At 37.4% G+C, this 16,999-nt stretch carries 17 protein-coding genes; 13 read left to right on the top strand and 4 right to left on the bottom strand.

Features of this window, described 5'->3' with window-relative positions:
• The first annotated feature begins 8 nt into the window (after positions 1-8).
• The 9 genes from AC4BB7_RS11180 to scrK all read left to right on the top strand — a co-directional run bounded on the left by AC4BB7_RS11180 (position 9) and on the right by scrK (position 9,150).
• Positions 9-1,340 carry a 6-phospho-alpha-glucosidase gene (locus AC4BB7_RS11180; protein ID WP_490483063.1) on the top strand — a complete coding sequence of 444 codons (1,332 nt, stop codon included), beginning with the start codon at positions 9-11 and terminating at the stop codon, positions 1,338-1,340.
• Between the two features lie 102 nt (positions 1,341-1,442).
• Positions 1,443-2,216, top strand: a complete 774-nt coding sequence (locus tag AC4BB7_RS11175; protein WP_490483062.1) for a MurR/RpiR family transcriptional regulator — start codon at positions 1,443-1,445, stop codon at positions 2,214-2,216.
• Entirely contained in the window at positions 2,216-2,665 is a 450-nt protein-coding gene (locus AC4BB7_RS11170) for a hypothetical protein (protein WP_490483061.1), read from the top strand. The genes AC4BB7_RS11175 and AC4BB7_RS11170 overlap by 1 nt, the downstream gene beginning before the upstream one ends.
• A 214-nt stretch (positions 2,666-2,879) precedes the next feature.
• Positions 2,880-3,746: a class II fructose-bisphosphate aldolase gene (locus AC4BB7_RS11165; protein WP_010764576.1), complete on the top strand. Its 867-nt coding sequence runs from the start codon at positions 2,880-2,882 to the stop codon at positions 3,744-3,746.
• Between the two features lie 246 nt (positions 3,747-3,992).
• Entirely contained in the window at positions 3,993-5,273 is a 1,281-nt protein-coding gene (gene murA, locus AC4BB7_RS11160; RefSeq protein ID WP_086313577.1) for a UDP-N-acetylglucosamine 1-carboxyvinyltransferase, read from the top strand.
• Positions 5,270-6,562, top strand: coding sequence for a transcription termination factor Rho (gene rho / locus AC4BB7_RS11155; RefSeq protein ID WP_490483060.1), 1,293 nt, complete (start codon positions 5,270-5,272; stop codon positions 6,560-6,562). The genes murA and rho overlap by 4 nt, the downstream gene beginning before the upstream one ends.
• Positions 6,563-6,660: 98 nt before the next feature.
• Complete coding sequence (locus AC4BB7_RS11150; RefSeq protein WP_025870994.1) at positions 6,661-6,930, top strand: type B 50S ribosomal protein L31; 270 nt, start codon at positions 6,661-6,663, stop codon at positions 6,928-6,930.
• Between the two features lie 250 nt (positions 6,931-7,180).
• On the top strand, positions 7,181-8,221 hold the full coding sequence (locus tag AC4BB7_RS11145; protein ID WP_490485142.1) for an aldose epimerase family protein: 1,041 nt from the start codon (positions 7,181-7,183) through the stop codon (positions 8,219-8,221).
• 53 nt (positions 8,222-8,274) lie between these two features.
• Positions 8,275-9,150, top strand: a complete 876-nt coding sequence (scrK, locus tag AC4BB7_RS11140) for a fructokinase ScrK (protein WP_490483059.1) — start codon at positions 8,275-8,277, stop codon at positions 9,148-9,150.
• A gap of 173 nt (positions 9,151-9,323) precedes the next feature.
• On the opposite strand, the gene AC4BB7_RS11135 is transcribed toward scrK, so the two are convergent.
• Positions 9,324-9,767, bottom strand: coding sequence for a VOC family protein (locus AC4BB7_RS11135; protein ID WP_490483058.1), 444 nt, complete (start codon positions 9,765-9,767; stop codon positions 9,324-9,326).
• Between the two features lie 84 nt (positions 9,768-9,851).
• On the opposite strand from AC4BB7_RS11135, the gene AC4BB7_RS11130 reads away from it, so the two are divergent.
• From AC4BB7_RS11130 to AC4BB7_RS11120, 3 genes are all read left to right on the top strand, one after another.
• Entirely contained in the window at positions 9,852-10,793 is a 942-nt protein-coding gene (locus tag AC4BB7_RS11130) for a helix-turn-helix transcriptional regulator (protein WP_490483057.1), read from the top strand.
• A 111-nt stretch (positions 10,794-10,904) separates the two neighbouring features.
• Positions 10,905-11,507: an alpha/beta hydrolase gene (locus AC4BB7_RS11125; RefSeq protein ID WP_490483056.1), complete on the top strand. Its 603-nt coding sequence runs from the start codon at positions 10,905-10,907 to the stop codon at positions 11,505-11,507.
• Positions 11,508-11,601: 94 nt separating this feature from the next.
• Complete coding sequence (locus AC4BB7_RS11120; RefSeq protein ID WP_490483055.1) at positions 11,602-11,853, top strand: CsbD family protein; 252 nt, start codon at positions 11,602-11,604, stop codon at positions 11,851-11,853.
• A gap of 44 nt (positions 11,854-11,897) precedes the next feature.
• Here the strand turns inward: AC4BB7_RS11120 and spxB are convergent, their stop codons facing one another.
• The gene (gene spxB, locus AC4BB7_RS11115; protein WP_490483054.1) at positions 11,898-13,625 is read right to left on the bottom strand and encodes a pyruvate oxidase; all 1,728 of its coding nucleotides are present in this window, start codon (positions 13,623-13,625) and stop codon (positions 11,898-11,900) included.
• A gap of 159 nt (positions 13,626-13,784) precedes the next feature.
• Between spxB and AC4BB7_RS11110 the strand changes: the two genes are divergently transcribed.
• The gene (locus AC4BB7_RS11110) at positions 13,785-14,603 is read left to right on the top strand and encodes a ZIP family metal transporter (RefSeq protein ID WP_086314313.1); all 819 of its coding nucleotides are present in this window, start codon (positions 13,785-13,787) and stop codon (positions 14,601-14,603) included.
• Positions 14,604-14,650: 47 nt separating this feature from the next.
• Here the strand turns inward: AC4BB7_RS11110 and AC4BB7_RS11105 are convergent, their stop codons facing one another.
• Both AC4BB7_RS11105 and AC4BB7_RS11100 read right to left on the bottom strand, forming a co-directional pair.
• Positions 14,651-15,109 (bottom strand): S-ribosylhomocysteine lyase, encoded by a 459-nt coding sequence (locus AC4BB7_RS11105; protein ID WP_010771832.1) that lies wholly within the window; start codon positions 15,107-15,109, stop codon positions 14,651-14,653.
• 92 nt (positions 15,110-15,201) lie between these two features.
• Entirely contained in the window at positions 15,202-16,848 is a 1,647-nt protein-coding gene (locus tag AC4BB7_RS11100) for an alpha-keto acid decarboxylase family protein (protein WP_086313556.1), read from the bottom strand.
• Between the last annotated feature and the right edge of the window lie 151 nt (positions 16,849-16,999).

Genomic DNA, 16,999 nt, shown 5'->3' with positions numbered 1-16,999 from the left:
TGGAAGAAATGAAGAAATTTTCAATCGTAATTGCAGGGGGAGGAAGTACGTTTACCCCAGGAATCGTTTTGATGTTATTAGATAATCTAGAAAAATTACCAATTAGACAAATCAAATTTTATGATAATAATCTGCAGAGGCAAAAACAAATTGCGGATGCTTGTGAAATCATCATTAAAGAACAAGCACCAGAAATTGAATTTCTCGCAACAACAGATCCAAAAACTGCTTTTACAGATGTTGACTTTGTGATGGCTCACATTCGTGTCGGGCTTTATGCAATGCGAGAAAAAGATGAGAAAATCCCTTTAAAATATGGTGTTATCGGTCAAGAAACTTGTGGACCTGGCGGAATAGCTTATGGGATGCGCTCGATTGGCGGCGTGTTGGAATTGATCGATTATATGGAAAAATACTCACCCGAAGCTTGGATGCTAAACTATTCTAATCCAGCTGCAATCGTAGCTGAAGCAACTCGAAAGTTACGACCTGAAAGTAAAATCATCAACATTTGTGACATGCCAGTTGGGATTGAAGAAAGAATGGCGAAATCAATCGGTTTAACTTCAAGAAAAGAGATGGTTGTTCGCTATTATGGGTTGAATCACTTTGGTTGGTGGACTGATATTCGAGATAAAGAGGGCAATGATCTAATGCCGAAAATCAAAGAACATGTAAAAGAGTATGGCTATTCATTGAAAGAAGAAGTAGAAGAATCTCAACATACCGATGCCAGTTGGATGCATACTTTTGCTAAGGCTAAAGAAGTCTATGCCGTTGACCCGACTACATTGCCAAATACGTATTTAAAATATTATTTCTATCCCCAAGACGAAGTAGCACATGCCAATCCAGAATACACAAGGGCTAATGAAGTAATGGCTGGCCGTGAAAAACATGTTTTTGGTGAATGCAATCGCATTACCCAAGCTGGGACCGCTGAAGGAACAACCTTAGAAGTGGATGAGCATGCATCTTATATTGTAGATCTAGCCAGAGCTATCGCCTATAATACGCACGAAAGAATGTTGTTGATCGTTGAAAATCAAGGAGCCATAGTCAATTTTGATGAAACGGCAATGGTGGAAGTTCCTTGTATTGTTGGCAGTAACGGACCAGAACCCATTGTTCAAGGGAAAATCCCTCGTTTCCAAAAAGGACTGATGGAACAACAAGTTGCTGTTGAAAAATTGGTAGTTGAAGCGTGGACAGAAGGTTCATACCAAAAATTATGGCAAGCACTAATGTTGTCAAGAATTGTTCCAAATGCTCGGATCGCACAAGAAATTCTAGATGATTTAGTAGAAGCCAATAAAGAGTTTTGGCCTAAGCTGTCATAGGCATGATTCAGTGTCGTTTTCCTTAGAAAATTCCCTTAGTATCGTTTTGATTTTTCATCCTTTATACTAAGGGAGTAAAACTAAGGAAAAGAGGGATCGAATATGAATTTAGAAACATTGATGCACAAACACCAAAAACAATTAAGTGAAATGGACTGGGCTATTCTGGGCTACATTTTAGAAAATGAACAAGAGAGTATGCGTCTAAGTATCGTTGAGTTGGGTGAAAAAGTCCACAGCTCAAAATCCTCTATTTTACGTTTAACTAAAAAGTTGGGTTTTTCTGGTTATTCAGAATTTAAGTACTTTATGCGACAATCTAAGCAAAACAACATTGGAACAACAGGAACAGATTTAATCTCTCTACAAACAAAAGATATTGAAAACACAGTCAAATTGGCACAACAAACAGATTTTACGTCATTGAGTAAAGCGCTCCAACAAGCCAATACTGTTTACTGCTATGCGACTGGCTACTCACAAAGAAAAGTAATCGAAGAGTTTTCTAAAATGCTGATGGTTTGCGACAAACGCTCCATTATAATTCCAGTAAAAACAGAATTGGATATCAGCATGTCAATGATCACAAAAGAAGATATCGTTTTATTTGTATCTTTAAGTGGAGAAACGGATGATGTCAAAGAAAATATCCTATCTTTAAATGCTCGAAAAATTCCTATTGCAGCAATTACAGCTTTTTCACATAATTTTTTTGCAGAACATGCTCAATATGCATACTTTTATTACTCAACACCATTTACAGTTTCTGGAAAAGAGCATATAGCACAATCACTAGTAGGATTAAGTGTATTGATGGACTTGATTTATCGAAAATATGTTACTTATTTAAATAAAGAATTTGAGGAGGGCATTTAATGACACTATTTTTGCATCCAGTTAAAATGAAGCGAATATTGTTTGGTTATTGGTTGGCTGTTCCGTTGCTGTTTGGTTGCTATAGTTTGATTTTAGCAACAGTTAAACAGATTTCACTTATTACTATTTTTACGAGTATTCCGAGTTTGGCGTTAACAAGCATTGTCGTTTTGTTAATGATTTTTCAGCTCTTTGGCTTATACATCGTTGGTGATTCGTGCGAATATCGAAATTCTTTGTTAGGTTTCTATTTGAAATTCAATATGGTTCAGCAATTATTGACATTGAATATTCCTGGATTTCTATTTTGTTTATTTTTTTATCGTAGTTTATTAGTTGGGAAGGAAAAAGCTGAGTTGTCAAAGCAAATGAAATGGACAGCGTTTAGCTTAATGGGATTTATCAGCATCATAACTATTTTGGTTGTTTTGATTCGTTTATCATTATAATGTTTAGTAGAGTGAAGCCAGTATCTAGTACTGTTTCGCTCTTTTTTTGGACAAAAAGCAGCAAGTGTCTACAGTTTTGTGAAAGTCTGGACAAAAGTTTTCTGAAAAAGGCAATTTTAGTAGAAAAGTACTAAAAAGTCTGCTAAAATATAACTGTTGGTTAAGGATAGCCTTAACAAATAAAGTTTTTTTAAAACTTAGGAGGAATTTTATTATGCCATTAGTATCAGGAACTGAATTTCTTAAAGCAGCACGCAAAGGCGGCTACGGTGTCGGAGGATTCAACACAAACAACCTAGAATGGACAAAAGCGATTCTTGAAGCTGCAGAAGCTAAAAAAGCGCCAGTTTTGATCCAAACTTCTATGGGTGCGGCTAAATACATGGGCGGATACCAAGTATGTTACGATTTAGTTAAAGACTTGATCGATTCAATGGGCATTACTGTACCAGTTGCTCTTCACTTAGATCACGGTGAATATGAAGATGCATTAGAATGTATCGAAATTGGTTATACTTCAGTTATGTTTGACGGATCTCACTTACCATTTGAAGAAAACATCGAAAAAGCAAAAGATGTTGTTGCCAAAGCACACGCTAAAGGCGTTTCTGTAGAATGTGAAGTTGGTTCAATCGGCGGCGAAGAAGACGGAATCATCGGTTCTGGCGAGTTAGCTGACGTACAAGAATGTGTACAAATGGTTGCTACAGGTATTGATTACCTAGCATGCGGAATCGGTAACATCCACGGTTCATACCCAGAAAACTGGACTGGTTTAGCATTTGACCACTTACAAGAAATTGCTGACGCTGTTGGTGACATTCCATTAGTATTACACGGTGGTTCAGGTATTCCTTTAGAGCAAGTTCAAAAAGCAATCTCTATGGGTGTTTCTAAAATCAACGTTAATACTGAGTGTCAAGAAGTATTTGCAGCAGCAACTCGTAAATACATTGAAGAAGGTAAAGATCTTGAAGGTAAAGGTTTTGACCCTCGTAAATTATTAGCACCAGGAACAAAAGCTGTTACTGAATTAGTTGAACAACGTATCGAATGGTTCGGTTCTGCTAACAAAGCATAATTGATTTTTATATCAAGTAAAAACTGAGATTACAGATTTGCTGTAGTCTCAGTTTTTTTATTTTTAAAAAGAGCCATTGTATAAAAATTTTGTTTAAAACTGAGCAAAAATCAACTAAATGACGAAAAATAGCGAAAGGGAATGGCTGTTGGCTTTTTTATTGCTCTTTAATGTGTTAGAATAGTTTGGGTATATTATAAAAAAAAATAAAACTATTTGTTTTACATAGATAGGTGAGAATAATAAATGAAAAAAATCGTAATCAATGGTAATCGTCCATTAACAGGAGAAGTATCGATCAGCGGGGCTAAAAATAGTGCAGTTGCACTGATTCCAGCAGCTATTTTAGCGGATTCACCAGTAACTTTAGATGGTGTCCCTGATATTCAAGATGTCCATTCATTAATTGAAATTTTGGAAATCATGGGTGCTAAAACAACCTTTACTGACAATACACTAGTCATAGATCCAACAGAAATTGTTTCTGTTCCAATGCCTAAAGGCAAAATCAATAGCTTGCGCGCATCCTACTATTTTATGGGTTCATTATTAGGGAAGTTTGGAGAAGGTGTCGTTGGACTCCCTGGGGGCTGTTATTTAGGTCCTCGTCCTATCGATCTTCATATCAAAGGTTTTGAAGCGCTTGGTGCTAAAGTAACCAATGAACATGGTGCAATGTATTTAAGAACTGAAGATGGTCTTCACGGAACGAGAATATTTATGGATATGGTTTCGATTGGGGCGACGATCAATGTGATGTTAGCCGCTGTTAAAGCAGAGGGTAAAACGATTATTGAAAATGCTGCTCGTGAACCAGAAATCATCGATGTTGCCACGCTATTAAATAATATGGGCGCAAATATTCGTGGTGCAGGAACGGATATTATTAGAATCGAAGGCGTTGAAAAATTACATGGTTGCCGTCATTCAATCATTCCTGATCGAATCGAAGCAGGGACATATCTGGCTTTAGCTGCTGCGATGGGTGAAGGAGTGAAAGTTCGTAATGTGATTTATGAACACCTAGAAAGCTTCATTGCCAAATTACAAGAGATGGGCGTGAAAATGACGATCGAAGAAGATATGATCGAAGTTCATCCTTCTCATGATTTAAAAATGACCACTGTTAAAACATATCCATACCCAGGCTTTGCGACTGATTTGCAACAACCGATTACACCTTTGATGTTAAAAGCCAAAGGGACAGGTGAGGTTATTGACAGTATCTACGCACAACGGACTAAACATATTCCAGAATTAGTGCGAATGGGTGCAGACGCTTCGATTGAAGGCAATATGATCGTAATCAATGGACCTACGCAGTTACATGGTGCCGAAGTTGTAGCATCAGACCTTCGAGCAGGTGCTTGTTTAGTGATAGCAGGGTTGATGGCAACAGGTACCACAACAATTTATAACGTAGAATACATTTTACGTGGTTATGATCACATTATTGAAAAATTAACGGCACTTGGTGCTGATATCCAAATGATTGAGACCGAAGAAGAAATCGAGGTGGCTAAATGAGTGACTATTTAACAATGGCGGAGCTTGAAAATAGTACATTAAAGGATATTTATTCTTATGCTAAAGAGTTCAAGATCCCTTATTATAGTCAAATGAATAAAAAAGAGTTATCTTTAGCTGTTATCAGAGCACAAGCAGAGAAACAAGGATTTTTCTTCATGGAAGGAATTTTAGATATTGTTTCTCAAGACGGTTATGGTTTTTTACGTCCAATCAATTATGGACCTAGCGCTGAAGATATTTATATCTCTTCTTCACAAATCCGTCGATTTGGCTTAAGAAACGGCGATAAAGTTGCTGGAAAAGCGCGCCCTCCTAAAGAGTCAGAACGTTATTACGGTTTGATGCATGTTGAAAGTGTCAACGGGAAAGATCCGGAAGAAGCAAAAGAACGTCCTCATTTTCCAGCATTAACACCGCTTTACCCCGAAAAACAAATCAAATTAGAAACAACTCCTGGTAGAATGTCAACACGCATGATCGATATCTTTTCTCCTGTTGGTTTTGGTCAACGAGGCTTAATCGTTGCACCTCCTAAAGCAGGGAAGACAAGTGTATTAAAAGAAATTGCTAACGGAATCTCAGAAAACTATCCAGATGTGGAATTGATTTTGCTCTTGATCGATGAACGACCAGAAGAAGTTACCGATTTAGAACGAAGTGTTAAAGGCGATGTCGTTTCTTCAACATTCGATCAACAGCCGCAAAATCATACACGTGTTTCTGAATTAGTCTTAGAACGCGCGATGCGTTTAGTTGAAGATAAGCGCGATGTCGTTATTTTAATGGACAGTATTACACGTTTAGCTCGTGCTTATAACCTAGTGATTCCAGCAAGTGGACGGACATTGAGTGGTGGGATCGATCCTGCAGCATTTTATAAGCCAAAACGTTTCTTTGGTGCTGCTCGAAATATTGAAGAGGGCGGCAGTTTGACGATTCTTGCCACGGCTTTAGTAGATACAGGTAGTCGAATGGACGATGTTATCTTTGAAGAATTCAAAGGAACTGGGAATATGGAACTACACTTATCTCGTGATTTGGCAGATCGTCGTATTTTCCCTGCGATCGATATCAAGAAATCAGGTACTCGTAAAGAAGACTTATTAATGTCAAGCGAACAGCTAGAAGAAACATGGAAGCTGCGTAATCATATGACAGGGGATTCTTTAGAGTATACAGAACAATTCGTTAAATTTTTACGTAAAACGAAAAACAATCAGAAATTCTTTGAAGAATTCCACGATGTCTCTTTTGGCAAACAAGCGAAAAAAAATATTAAAAGATAATTGCATCGATAAACGAATCATGCTATTATAGTACTGTTGTATACCGACAAATAAACTCTGATACAGCAAATGGATCAGGGCAAAGGAGCGAAAAGACTATGAAACAAGATATCCATCCAGAATATCACCCAGTTATTTTTATGGACTCAACAACTGGTTTTAAATTCTTGTCAGGTTCTACTAAGCACTCTGACGAAACAGTTGAATGGGAAGACGGAAACACTTATCCTGTGATTCGTGTCGAAGTTACATCTGACTCTCATCCATTTTACACTGGACGTCAAAAATTTACACAAGCAGACGGACGTGTGGACCGTTTCAACAAAAAGTATGGTATCAAAGATGCCAACGCCAACCCAGAAGCTTAATTCAAACAGCAATGGTTATAATAAGACCCAGCTCATTTATGAGTTGGGTCTTATTTTTGTATGTTCTGAAAGCCGTTTGCATCGTAGGGAATTTCGGAGAGACTTGTTTACTTTAAGTGCAACTTGACAAAAAAGTTGTAACTATAAACAAAAGTGGTTTAAAATGAAATTTGGAGAAAAAAATGCTAAGAAAGATGATAGAATAGCTTTAGTTACCTCAGTTGAACAATCGATTTCAAATGGAAGAGAGATGAAAGTATTGAAAATCAGTAAACAAAAATTTGGAGAATCCGCTATTTTGTATTCGCTTACTAACGATAATGGTTTAACGATGAATGTCACAAATTTAGGTGCTAGAATTGTTGATTTGATCGTACCTGTTAAAGGCGAAGAGCGGAATATTGTTTTAGGTTTTGATTCTGCAGAAGAATATCTAGCTAAAGATATGTATTTTGGCGCAACGATTGGACGTGTTGCTGGTAGAATTAAACAAGGTTTATTTTCAATAGACGGCAAGAATCATCAATTGCCAGTTGCTTCTGAAAATGGACATACGTTGCATGGCGGGGCAAAAAGTTTTGAAGCAAAGATCTGGGAAGCAGAGATAGAAGAAAAAAGTGGTCAAGTTTCTGTAGCGTTTTCTTATGTGAGCCCTGATGGGGAAAATGGTTTTCCAGGAGAATTAAAAGCACGTGTCATCTATTCGTTAACAAATACAAATGAATGGATCATCGATTACCAAGCGGAAACAGATCAACCAACACTATACAATCCAACGAATCATGTTTATTTTAATTTGACAGGAGATGTAACTCAATCAGTTGGAAAACATGAGTTGTTTGTTGATGCTGACCGATTTGCTGTAGTTGATAATGACACAACAGTTACTGGTGAATTACGCTCAGTTGTGGAGACACCTTTTGATTTTAGCCAACCTAAGAGTGTGAATCAAGTATTTGAGGCAAGTTATGAGCAAAATAAATTGGTAAATGGATTGGATCATCCATTTATTTTGAACCAAGTTGGTTTTGATACACCTCAAGCAATCATTGTAGCACCAGAAAAAGATCTTTCAGTAGAGATGTACACGGATCGTCCAGCAGTGGTGATTTTTACAGCGCAGTTTGGTGAGGAAGGCCCAGAAGTACGGGGGAAAAAAATGGTTAATCATGGCGCTCTTACATTGGAAACACAAGTCAGTCCTGGAGCTGTTGAATTTGAAGGGTTTGGTGATATTGTTTTATATCCAGAGACGCCATATCATAGTCGAACAATCTACAAAATTAAATAACCAATCATAGAACTCATGGATTGATGGAGAAAATAAGCTGAGGAGTGACAACGATGACAGAAAAATTTTTAGGCAGTATTGAAGCAGGCGGGACAAAATTTGTATGTGGTGTTGGAAATGACAAGCTGGAAATTATTGAAAGAGTTAGTTTTCCGACGACAACACCTGAAGAAACAATGGCGTTAGTCATCGATTTTTTTAAGAAGTATAATCTAAAAGCAATTGGAATTGGCTCGTTTGGACCAATTGATATTCAGAAAGACTCAGGGACATACGGATACATCACCTCTACACCAAAATTGGCTTGGCAGAATTTTGATTTTGTAGGAACGATGAAAAAGGAATTTGACCTTCCAATCGCTTTTACAACAGATGTCAATGCTGCGGCATATGGAGAATATGTTGCTGGCAGTGGGAAAGATTTATCTAGTTGTGTTTATTATACGATTGGCACAGGTGTCGGTGCAGGAGCTATCCAAGATGGACATTTTATCGAAGGATTTAGTCATCCAGAAATGGGGCATATGATCGTGAAACGTCACCAGGATGACCAATTTGAAGGAAGTTGTCCGTTTCATAGTGATTGTTTAGAAGGAATGGCGGCAGGTCCTGCAATTGAAAAAAGAGCTGGGAAAAAGGGACAGGAATTAACAGAAGAAGATCCTTTTTGGCCGGTTGAAGCATATTATATTGCGCAAGCAGCATATAACACGACATTAATGCTTTCGCCAGATGTCATTATTTTGGGTGGTGGTGTGATGAAACAGCGCCATATGCTAGCAAAAGTCCATCATGAATTTAATAAACTGATCAATGGTTATGTACAAACACCACCATTAGAGCAGTATATTGTGACACCTGAATTAGAAGATGACCCAGGAACAATTGGTTGTCTGGCATTAGCTAAAAAAGAACTAAAATATTCTTAAAAATAGGAGGTCGAGATAAAAGCTTATTTCCGAAGGAGTTACTTTTTTCTCGCCGTTTATTCGTATTTAATGCCCGAAACAAAACTGATTTTTAGTTTTGTCCCGGGCTCTATTTAGTTTCAGATACGTATAGCTAATTAAACTTGTTTATAATTAGAAAATAAAGTCAAGATCTATTTTAAACGCGGATCATACATCAACTGAATTTGTACACCAAAAGGATCTTCAATAATTCCATAAGCGCCGCTAAACACATTTTGCTCCAACGGGACAATAATTCTCACACGATCGTCTGACGTTAGATTAGAATAGAACGTTTGGATTTCAGCTAGATCGGCACTCTGAATACATAAAGAGAAGTTATTCCCTATACTGAATGTTTGACTAGGGTCCATTGAATCTTCTGCAATCATTAGTTTAGTCTTACCAATTTGTAAAACAGAATGGGAGATAAACTGTTTATTGTCTTCAGTTAATTGAAAACTGTTATCTCTTTTGGCCATATCCTCATACGTCACCACGAGTAATTCTTCAGCACCTAGATGCTTCTTATAAAAAGCTAGAGCTTCCCCAGCACGTCCACTCATTGATAAAAATATAGCAATTTCTAAAGTCATACAAATTCCTCTTTTCTTTTATTCTTTTAACAAGTTTAGTATACTGCTTAAAGGTGTCGAAACATGATACTTTTAGGAGGGCTTATGAAAAAAGCAGAACGCATTAACGATATGATTCTTTTTTTAGCAGATAAAAGTAGCTTTAATTTAAAAGAATTGATGGAACGATACAACATCTCAAAAAGCACAGCGTTGCGGGATATACAGTCCCTTGAAGAGATTGGTTTGCCACTTTATTCGGAACTTGGAAGATATGGAAAATATCAATTATTGGATACACGGATAGTCGCTCCTAGTTTATTTACAGAAGGTGAAATTTATGCACTTTATTTTGCTTTGTTGACGCTTAAAGGCTATCGATCTACGCCATTCAACATGGAAAGTAGTACCCTAGAATTAAAATACAATCACGTATTACCCGAGAAGCTGCAGCAACAACTTTCAATCATGAGGAAGATCATTACACTTGAAGAAGTCAACCATAGCAATGTTAGTCTGCATTTAAAAGAAATCGTTCAGGGAATTCTTCTGGAAAAAGTCTTTATTATTGGCTACATGAAAAATCAAGAAAAATTATCGATCAAAGCTCAATTTGTACAACTTTCATCTAAATTTGGGCAATGGTATGCTAGAATTTGGAATGTTGAAACTAAAAAAATCCGAGTGATTCGTTGTGATAAAATCAAAGCTTTAGAAGAAGAAAACGATGAAGAATCTCTGTCTCTGGAACTGTTACTGCAAAAAACAGAAACATTTTATCAAGGTGAGGATTTACTTTTGTTTTCTATCAAAGTGACCGAAAAAGGCAAAGATCTATTTTTTAAAGAAAACTATCCATCAATGAAGATTGAAGCAAGTGAAAACGATTATGTTATTACGGGGAGCTATCATTTTAATGAAGAAGAATTTATTGCCAATTACTTACTTCGTTTTGGACAAGCGATTTTGAAGATAGAACCGATTCAGCTAAAAGAATCTGTTTCGAAAAAAGCGTATGAACTTGCTGATTTTTGGGATCGATTATAAAATCTTGAGCAGATGACAAATAAAAGAAGAAATGTTAGAATGAAACAAACTTACTAAAAGTAAGTTGTTGAGTGATTCATTATCTTAAAAAGTGAAAGGTTGTGCTGAAATATGCATTACATATTTGAAAAAGGGAAGCCGCAGGGCAAAAAATTACTATTACTTCATGGTACTGGAGGAGACGAAACATCATTGCTCGACATCGCTCGTTTCTTGGACGAAGAGGCTACGTTACTTTCGTTTCGCGGAACAATTCAAGAATCTGGGATGAATCGCTTTTTTAAGCGAAATGGGTTGAATCAATTTGATCTAGTTAGTCTAGAAGAAGAAAGTGACCGCCTGCTCCAATCGATTACATCGGTTAGCGAAGAAAAGGGCATACCGTTAGAAGAGTGGGTCGTTGTTGGGTATTCGAATGGTGCTAATATTGCGGCACACATGTTATTGGAACGTAAGATCGCTATCAAGCATGCTATTTTGTTTCATCCAATGTCTTTAGGTGTCGATACCCAAAATTTCCCGCTTTCTGATAAGGGACTATGGTTGTCTGCGAGTGAAAATGATCCTATTGTTTCAAAGGAAGCTTCAAATCAGCTGATTCAACAATTAGAAAATCGTCAAGCGGCAGTTACAATTACAAAAACTCATTCAGGTCATCAAATCACGATGGACGAAATCAATCAGGCCAAACAATGGTTGAGTGATGCTGAATAAGCATCTTATAAAAAACAATGCGAATCGTTTGTAGCAAGTTAAAAAGGATGCTATGCTAGTTATGTACTATAAATTAACTAGGAGGGATTTTCACATGGCAGATTTAAATGGACGCATAAATGATGCAAAAGACAAAGTTGAAGGAACAGCTAAAGAAGTTCAAGGTAAAGTAACAGATGATAAAGGCAAAGAACTTGAAGGCAAAGCACAATCAGCTTTTGGCGATGTAAAAGATAAAGCTCGTGATGCCGGTGATGATATCAAAGAAGGCGCTGAAAAATTAGGCGACAAAATCAAAGAAGGCTTTGAAGATATCAAAGAAAAATTCCATAAACATGATAAATAAAATATGAAAACAGCAGATGCGTAAAAATCGCACCTGCTGTTTTTTTAGTTTTTCAGTAACTCTTTCAGTACAGGCATATCATGAACTTCATATTTTTCTTTAAATTCATGGATTTCGTTTTCACTGAATTTTTCAGGGTCTAAAACCAATTCCTCAACAGGCAAAGGACGTGTATTTCTAATTTTCACATCGATCACTACAGGACGTTCACTATGTTTAGCTGCTTCAAAAGCGGGTTTTAATTGACTATATTCTGTAATTGTAAAACCTTTGGCACCAAGAGCTTCACCAACTTTTCCGAAATCAGCTCCTTGTAAAAAGACACCGAATTTCTTTTGCTCACTGTCTTCTTGTTCTGCTTCAATGAAGCCAAAAGAGTCGTTTGAAAAAACAACATTGATGATCGGTAATTTGCATTTCACTTGGGTAATGATATCTTGCATGACCATAGCAAAAGCACCGTCGCCACTTAAGGTAAAGACTTGCCGATCAGGATAACTTAGCTGAGCTGCAATACCACCGGGAACAGCATTGCCCATGGTAGCAAACCAACCAGAAGTCGTGAATTTTTGTTTGCCGTTCATGTCCAACAGACGAATCGCATGAATGGTTGTATTCCCAACATCTGTGACAAAAATTGCTTCCTCATCAGCGATTCGACGGATTTCTTTAAAAACAGGCTCGACACGAAGTGGTTTATCTGACTTATCATCGAAACTTCTTAACCAAGCAACCCAGTTTTCTTTGTTTTTTTGATTGGCTTTTAGCCAGCGATCTCCTGGGCGTGATTCACCTAGTTCAACCATTCGTTTTAATGCTTCCCCGGCATCACCTAAAATCGCAATATCTGTTTTATGTCGTCGCCCTAATTTTGTTGAATCAATGTCGATTTGGATAAATTTAGCATCAGGGTTAAAGAAATAAGCAGCAAAAGGGAAATCACTACCGGCAAATACAATCAAATCTGTTTCAGCTAATGCTTCGTTTGCAGGTTTAGTCGCCACACGAGCAGCAAAACCGAGGAAGTTTTCATACACATCTGGAACAATGCCTTTACCTAAGACAGCCGAAATGATCGGCATTGAAAAGTGTTCAGAAAAAGCGCTGATTTCTGGCCAAGCACCACGAGTTCCTTGTCCAATATAAAGAACGGGCTTTTCAGCAGCTTCGATCAAAGAAACAGCCTTTTTTAAGTCATTATAGTGTGGCATAACTAAAGCTGTTCGATGATTTTTTGCGGTTGAAACCTCTTGAACAGGAATTTCTTTGGTACCAAAATCAACAGGAATCGTTACAACGGCAACGCCATTATGCTTATATGCGGCTTTAATGGCTTCATCCACAACATGAGGCAAACTTTCTGGGGTCATAACAGTTCGATTATACACGCTGACATCTGCAAACATAGGGTTTTCATTTAATTCTTGGAAGGAATTGTAATTCATAGAGCTTGAAGCGACTTGACCTAAAAGCGCTAAAACAGGGACATGATCCATCTGCGCATCGTATAACCCGTTGATCAAATGAGTAGCACCAGGTCCTGCAGAACCAAAAGCCACCCCAATTTTTCCAGTCAATTTAGCATCTGCGGCGGCAGCTAATGCCCCAACTTCTTCATGGCGGACTTGAATGTAATGGATCCTATCTTTTTCTTGGTATAAGGCATCCATTGTGGAGTTGAAGGAACCTCCTGGGATTCCGTAGATATGATCGATGTCCCAACTTTCTAAGACTTTGATCATTGCAACAGCAGCATTGATTGTTTCGGACATTTTGCTCACTCCATTTCTTTGTTTATGTCTATCTAAAGTATACTCTTTCTAGATTTTTGTACCAAATGAAAGCATTTTTCATTTTTAGCGTGGTCATAAAATCGGTGATATGATAAAGTTAAGTTAAGAAAAAAAAACGGGAAAGATGGGGTGTTCATAATAATTGATTGGCTGTTATCTTTAGAGGCTTGGCAACAAGCATTAGTGGGGACAGGATTCACATATTTTATGACAGCTTTGGGCGCGGGCTTGGTCTTCTTTTTTAAGGAAATCAAAAAAGATATTTTGAATATGATGTTAGGCTTTGCTGCTGGTGTGATGATTGCTGCAAGTTTTTGGTCATTGTTAGATCCAGCGATCAAGCAGGCAGAAGAAAATGGTAGTATTGCTTGGCTTGTGGTTAGTTTTGGATTTGGCTTGGGTGGATTATTTTTGTATATCGCAGATAAAACGTTACCGCATATGCATTTTGGTCCGAATCATGAAAAAGAGGGGCTGCCTAGTCATTTAAAGCGGACGATTTTATTAGTATTTTCGATTACGTTGCATAATATTCCAGAGGGATTGGCTGTAGGTGTGGCATTTGGGGCAGCTAATTCGGCAGATGATCCTAAAAAAGCGGTGTTAGCAGCAATTTCAGTGGCATTGGGAATCGGTATTCAAAACTTTCCAGAAGGTGCGGCGGTTTCGATACCGTTGAGACAAGAAAATTTGAGTCGTAAGAAAGCGTTTATTTATGGTCAAGCTTCGGGAATTGTGGAACCAATTGCAGGAATCATTGGCGCGGTTTTAGTAACGAAAGTAACGTTATTATTGCCGTATGCGTTAGCATTTGCAGCTGGAGCAATGATTTATGTAGTCGTTGAAGAATTGATTCCAGAAGCGCAACAAACAGTGACGAGTAAGCGTCATTTTGCGGTATTCGGTGTGATGCTAGGTTTTATTATTATGATGATTTTAGATGTAGCTTTAGGATAAAGAAAAAGGTCAAACCTGAATGATACGGGGTTGACCTTTTTAATATTTTATAAAACGCGCTCAAAAGGATCTAAACTGATTCCTTTTTCTAAAACAATCTTCGCATATTCTTGTGCAGAAAATAAAGAATGGTCTTTATAGTTTCCACACTCTTTAGCAGAAACAGCAGGAACGAAATCTGTCTCAGCGATAAAGTTCAATACTTTAACCAAAGCATCGCGAATTTCTTTTGGAGAATGTTCATTCCACATAATCATGTAAAAACCAGTTCGACAACCCATTGGAGAGATATCGATGATGCCTTCTAAGTGATCGCGCAAATTCACTGCTAATAAATGTTCCAATGTATGAACTGCTGCTGTTGGTAATTCGTCTTCATTTGGTTGTAAAAAACGTAGATCGTATTTTTCGATCAGGGCCTCACCATTTTTTTCAGTACCCGCTAAACGAACATAAGGGGCTTTAACTGTATTATGATCTAATTCAAAACTTTCAACACGTGCCATATTATTCACTCCTTCAAATTAAGTAAATGTCGCTTTTAACTATAACAAAATAGTATAGAAAGTCAATAGATTCCGTCTTATCAACGGTTGTTCTAAGAATTTTGTTTTGCAAAAATTTTCGCTAGTTTTTTCAATAACTCAGGTGCATCTTCTTGGTCCATTACAACTTCGATCCATTGTAATCGTTTTGTATCTTTTCTAGCTGTCTTCATGACTTCATCTAACTCGATTGTTGTAGTGACTTTGTAGGTTGCAACGGTTTGGTCATTTCCACCAAATACTAAGGGTAAGTTTTGATAATCCCACATCGGAATATCATTGTATTGTTCTGTTGCGCCATGGATTTCTCGTTCTACTGTATAACCATTATTGTTGATAACAAAAACAATTGGGGTCAGTTTTTCTCTTAAAGCAGTCCCTAATTCCTGCACAGTCAGTTGCAAGGATCCATCTCCAATAAACAAAAGATGCCGACTCGCTTGATTGGCAAGTTGACTCCCTAATGCAGAAGGGAATGTGTAGCCAATCGAGCCCCATAAAGGCTGGCCGATAAAATGCATATTTCTTTTTAACGCAACATTTGTTAAGCCAAAGAAAGAGGTGCCTTGTTCGCCAATGACAGTATCGCCTGGAATAAGGAATGTTTCTACCATTTCCCAAAATTGTTTTTGTGATAGTTTCTCATCTTTGATTGCTTGACTTGAGATTCGAGTTACTGGTTGTATTTCATCTTCATACCTACAAAAAGAAAGAGTTGTCAAAGCCGAAACAAAACGATCTAATTGTACTGCTTCAAATGTTTCGCCATAAAACAAAACTTCAGTGCTGCCAATCGAAATAATTTGTTGATCTGTAAAGCCAAAACTAAAGCCAGACGTAGCAGAATCTGTCAACTTAGCACCTAATAGTAAAACCAAATCTGCTGTATCAACACGATTTTTTAGTGGTTCTTCCGTTGTGGAACCTGAGTAAGTGCCTAAATAATGTGGGTCTTCTTCATTAAATGCGCTTTTTCCAAGCGGTAAAGTTGTGATTGGCAGATTAAATTTTTGGATAAATTCATCCAATTGATGTTCAATATGGTAACTTAAAATCTCATGACCAGCAATCACAACTGGATTTTTTGCTTGAGATAATGCTTTTTCGACTTTATCTAAAATAGCTGTTTCAACATCCGTTAGTTTTTCCACTGATTGACTCAACGGGCTTAGAGGAGGAGTCACTTTGAAATCTGCAACATCAATCGGTAAATTAATATAAACAGGACGTTTTTCAATCATAGCAATAGTGAGTACACGATCGATTTCAGTTAAAGCATTTTCTGCTGTTAGATGAGCAATAGCCGCTGTTACTTCTTTATGCATTTTTTCAAAGTGTAGAAAGTTGCCGTCGCCTAATGTGTGGTGGACAAGTTTCTTATCATTCTGAACGGTCGTTGTTGGTGAACCCACAATTTCAACAACAGGCACATTTTCTGCAAAGCTTCCTGCTAAACCATTGATAGCACTTAATTCGCCAACCCCAAACGTTGTGACAAACGCTGAAATCCCTTTTGTTCTAGCATAGCCATCTGCCATATAAGCTGCATTCAACTCATTCGCATTGCCGATCCATTCAAGATCTTGTCTTGCGGTTATGTGGTCTAAAAATTGTAGGTTATAATCACCAGGAACGCCGAATATTTCATCGATACCCAATTCTTTTAAACGGTCTAATAAATAATCCGCTACAGTATACATCTAATCATCCTCTCAAAAATGTGGTGCTAAAACAGTATAAATCTGCAAAAATAATTAGTCGACTATGTTGCACGAATCATAAGAACGTCATTAAAAAATGATTTGAACGGTTAGTATTCCGAATTTTCTTTTTCTTTTTTGACAAAATTAA

The organism is Enterococcus sp. AAFC-DPL-5182, assembly GCF_058216605.1.
The sequence above is the reverse complement of the archived record's forward strand: the minus strand, read 5'-3'. Positions and strand labels throughout refer to the sequence as shown.

Coding starts and splice junctions, on each gene's coding strand:
- AC4BB7_RS11180 (WP_490483063.1), top strand. CDS start 9: ATGAAGAAATTTTCAATCGTAATTGCAGGGGGAGGAAGTACGTTTACC.
- AC4BB7_RS11175 (WP_490483062.1), top strand. CDS start 1,443: ATGAATTTAGAAACATTGATGCACAAACACCAAAAACAATTAAGTGAA.
- AC4BB7_RS11170 (WP_490483061.1), top strand. CDS start 2,216: ATGACACTATTTTTGCATCCAGTTAAAATGAAGCGAATATTGTTTGGT.
- AC4BB7_RS11165 (WP_010764576.1), top strand. CDS start 2,880: ATGCCATTAGTATCAGGAACTGAATTTCTTAAAGCAGCACGCAAAGGC.
- murA (WP_086313577.1), top strand. CDS start 3,993: ATGAAAAAAATCGTAATCAATGGTAATCGTCCATTAACAGGAGAAGTA.
- rho (WP_490483060.1), top strand. CDS start 5,270: ATGAGTGACTATTTAACAATGGCGGAGCTTGAAAATAGTACATTAAAG.
- AC4BB7_RS11150 (WP_025870994.1), top strand. CDS start 6,661: ATGAAACAAGATATCCATCCAGAATATCACCCAGTTATTTTTATGGAC.
- AC4BB7_RS11145 (WP_490485142.1), top strand. CDS start 7,181: ATGAAAGTATTGAAAATCAGTAAACAAAAATTTGGAGAATCCGCTATT.
- scrK (WP_490483059.1), top strand. CDS start 8,275: ATGACAGAAAAATTTTTAGGCAGTATTGAAGCAGGCGGGACAAAATTT.
- AC4BB7_RS11135 (WP_490483058.1), bottom strand. CDS start 9,767: ATGACTTTAGAAATTGCTATATTTTTATCAATGAGTGGACGTGCTGGG.
- AC4BB7_RS11130 (WP_490483057.1), top strand. CDS start 9,852: ATGAAAAAAGCAGAACGCATTAACGATATGATTCTTTTTTTAGCAGAT.
- AC4BB7_RS11125 (WP_490483056.1), top strand. CDS start 10,905: ATGCATTACATATTTGAAAAAGGGAAGCCGCAGGGCAAAAAATTACTA.
- AC4BB7_RS11120 (WP_490483055.1), top strand. CDS start 11,602: ATGGCAGATTTAAATGGACGCATAAATGATGCAAAAGACAAAGTTGAA.
- spxB (WP_490483054.1), bottom strand. CDS start 13,625: ATGTCCGAAACAATCAATGCTGCTGTTGCAATGATCAAAGTCTTAGAA.
- AC4BB7_RS11105 (WP_010771832.1), bottom strand. CDS start 15,109: ATGGCACGTGTTGAAAGTTTTGAATTAGATCATAATACAGTTAAAGCC.
- AC4BB7_RS11100 (WP_086313556.1), bottom strand. CDS start 16,848: ATGTATACTGTAGCGGATTATTTATTAGACCGTTTAAAAGAATTGGGT.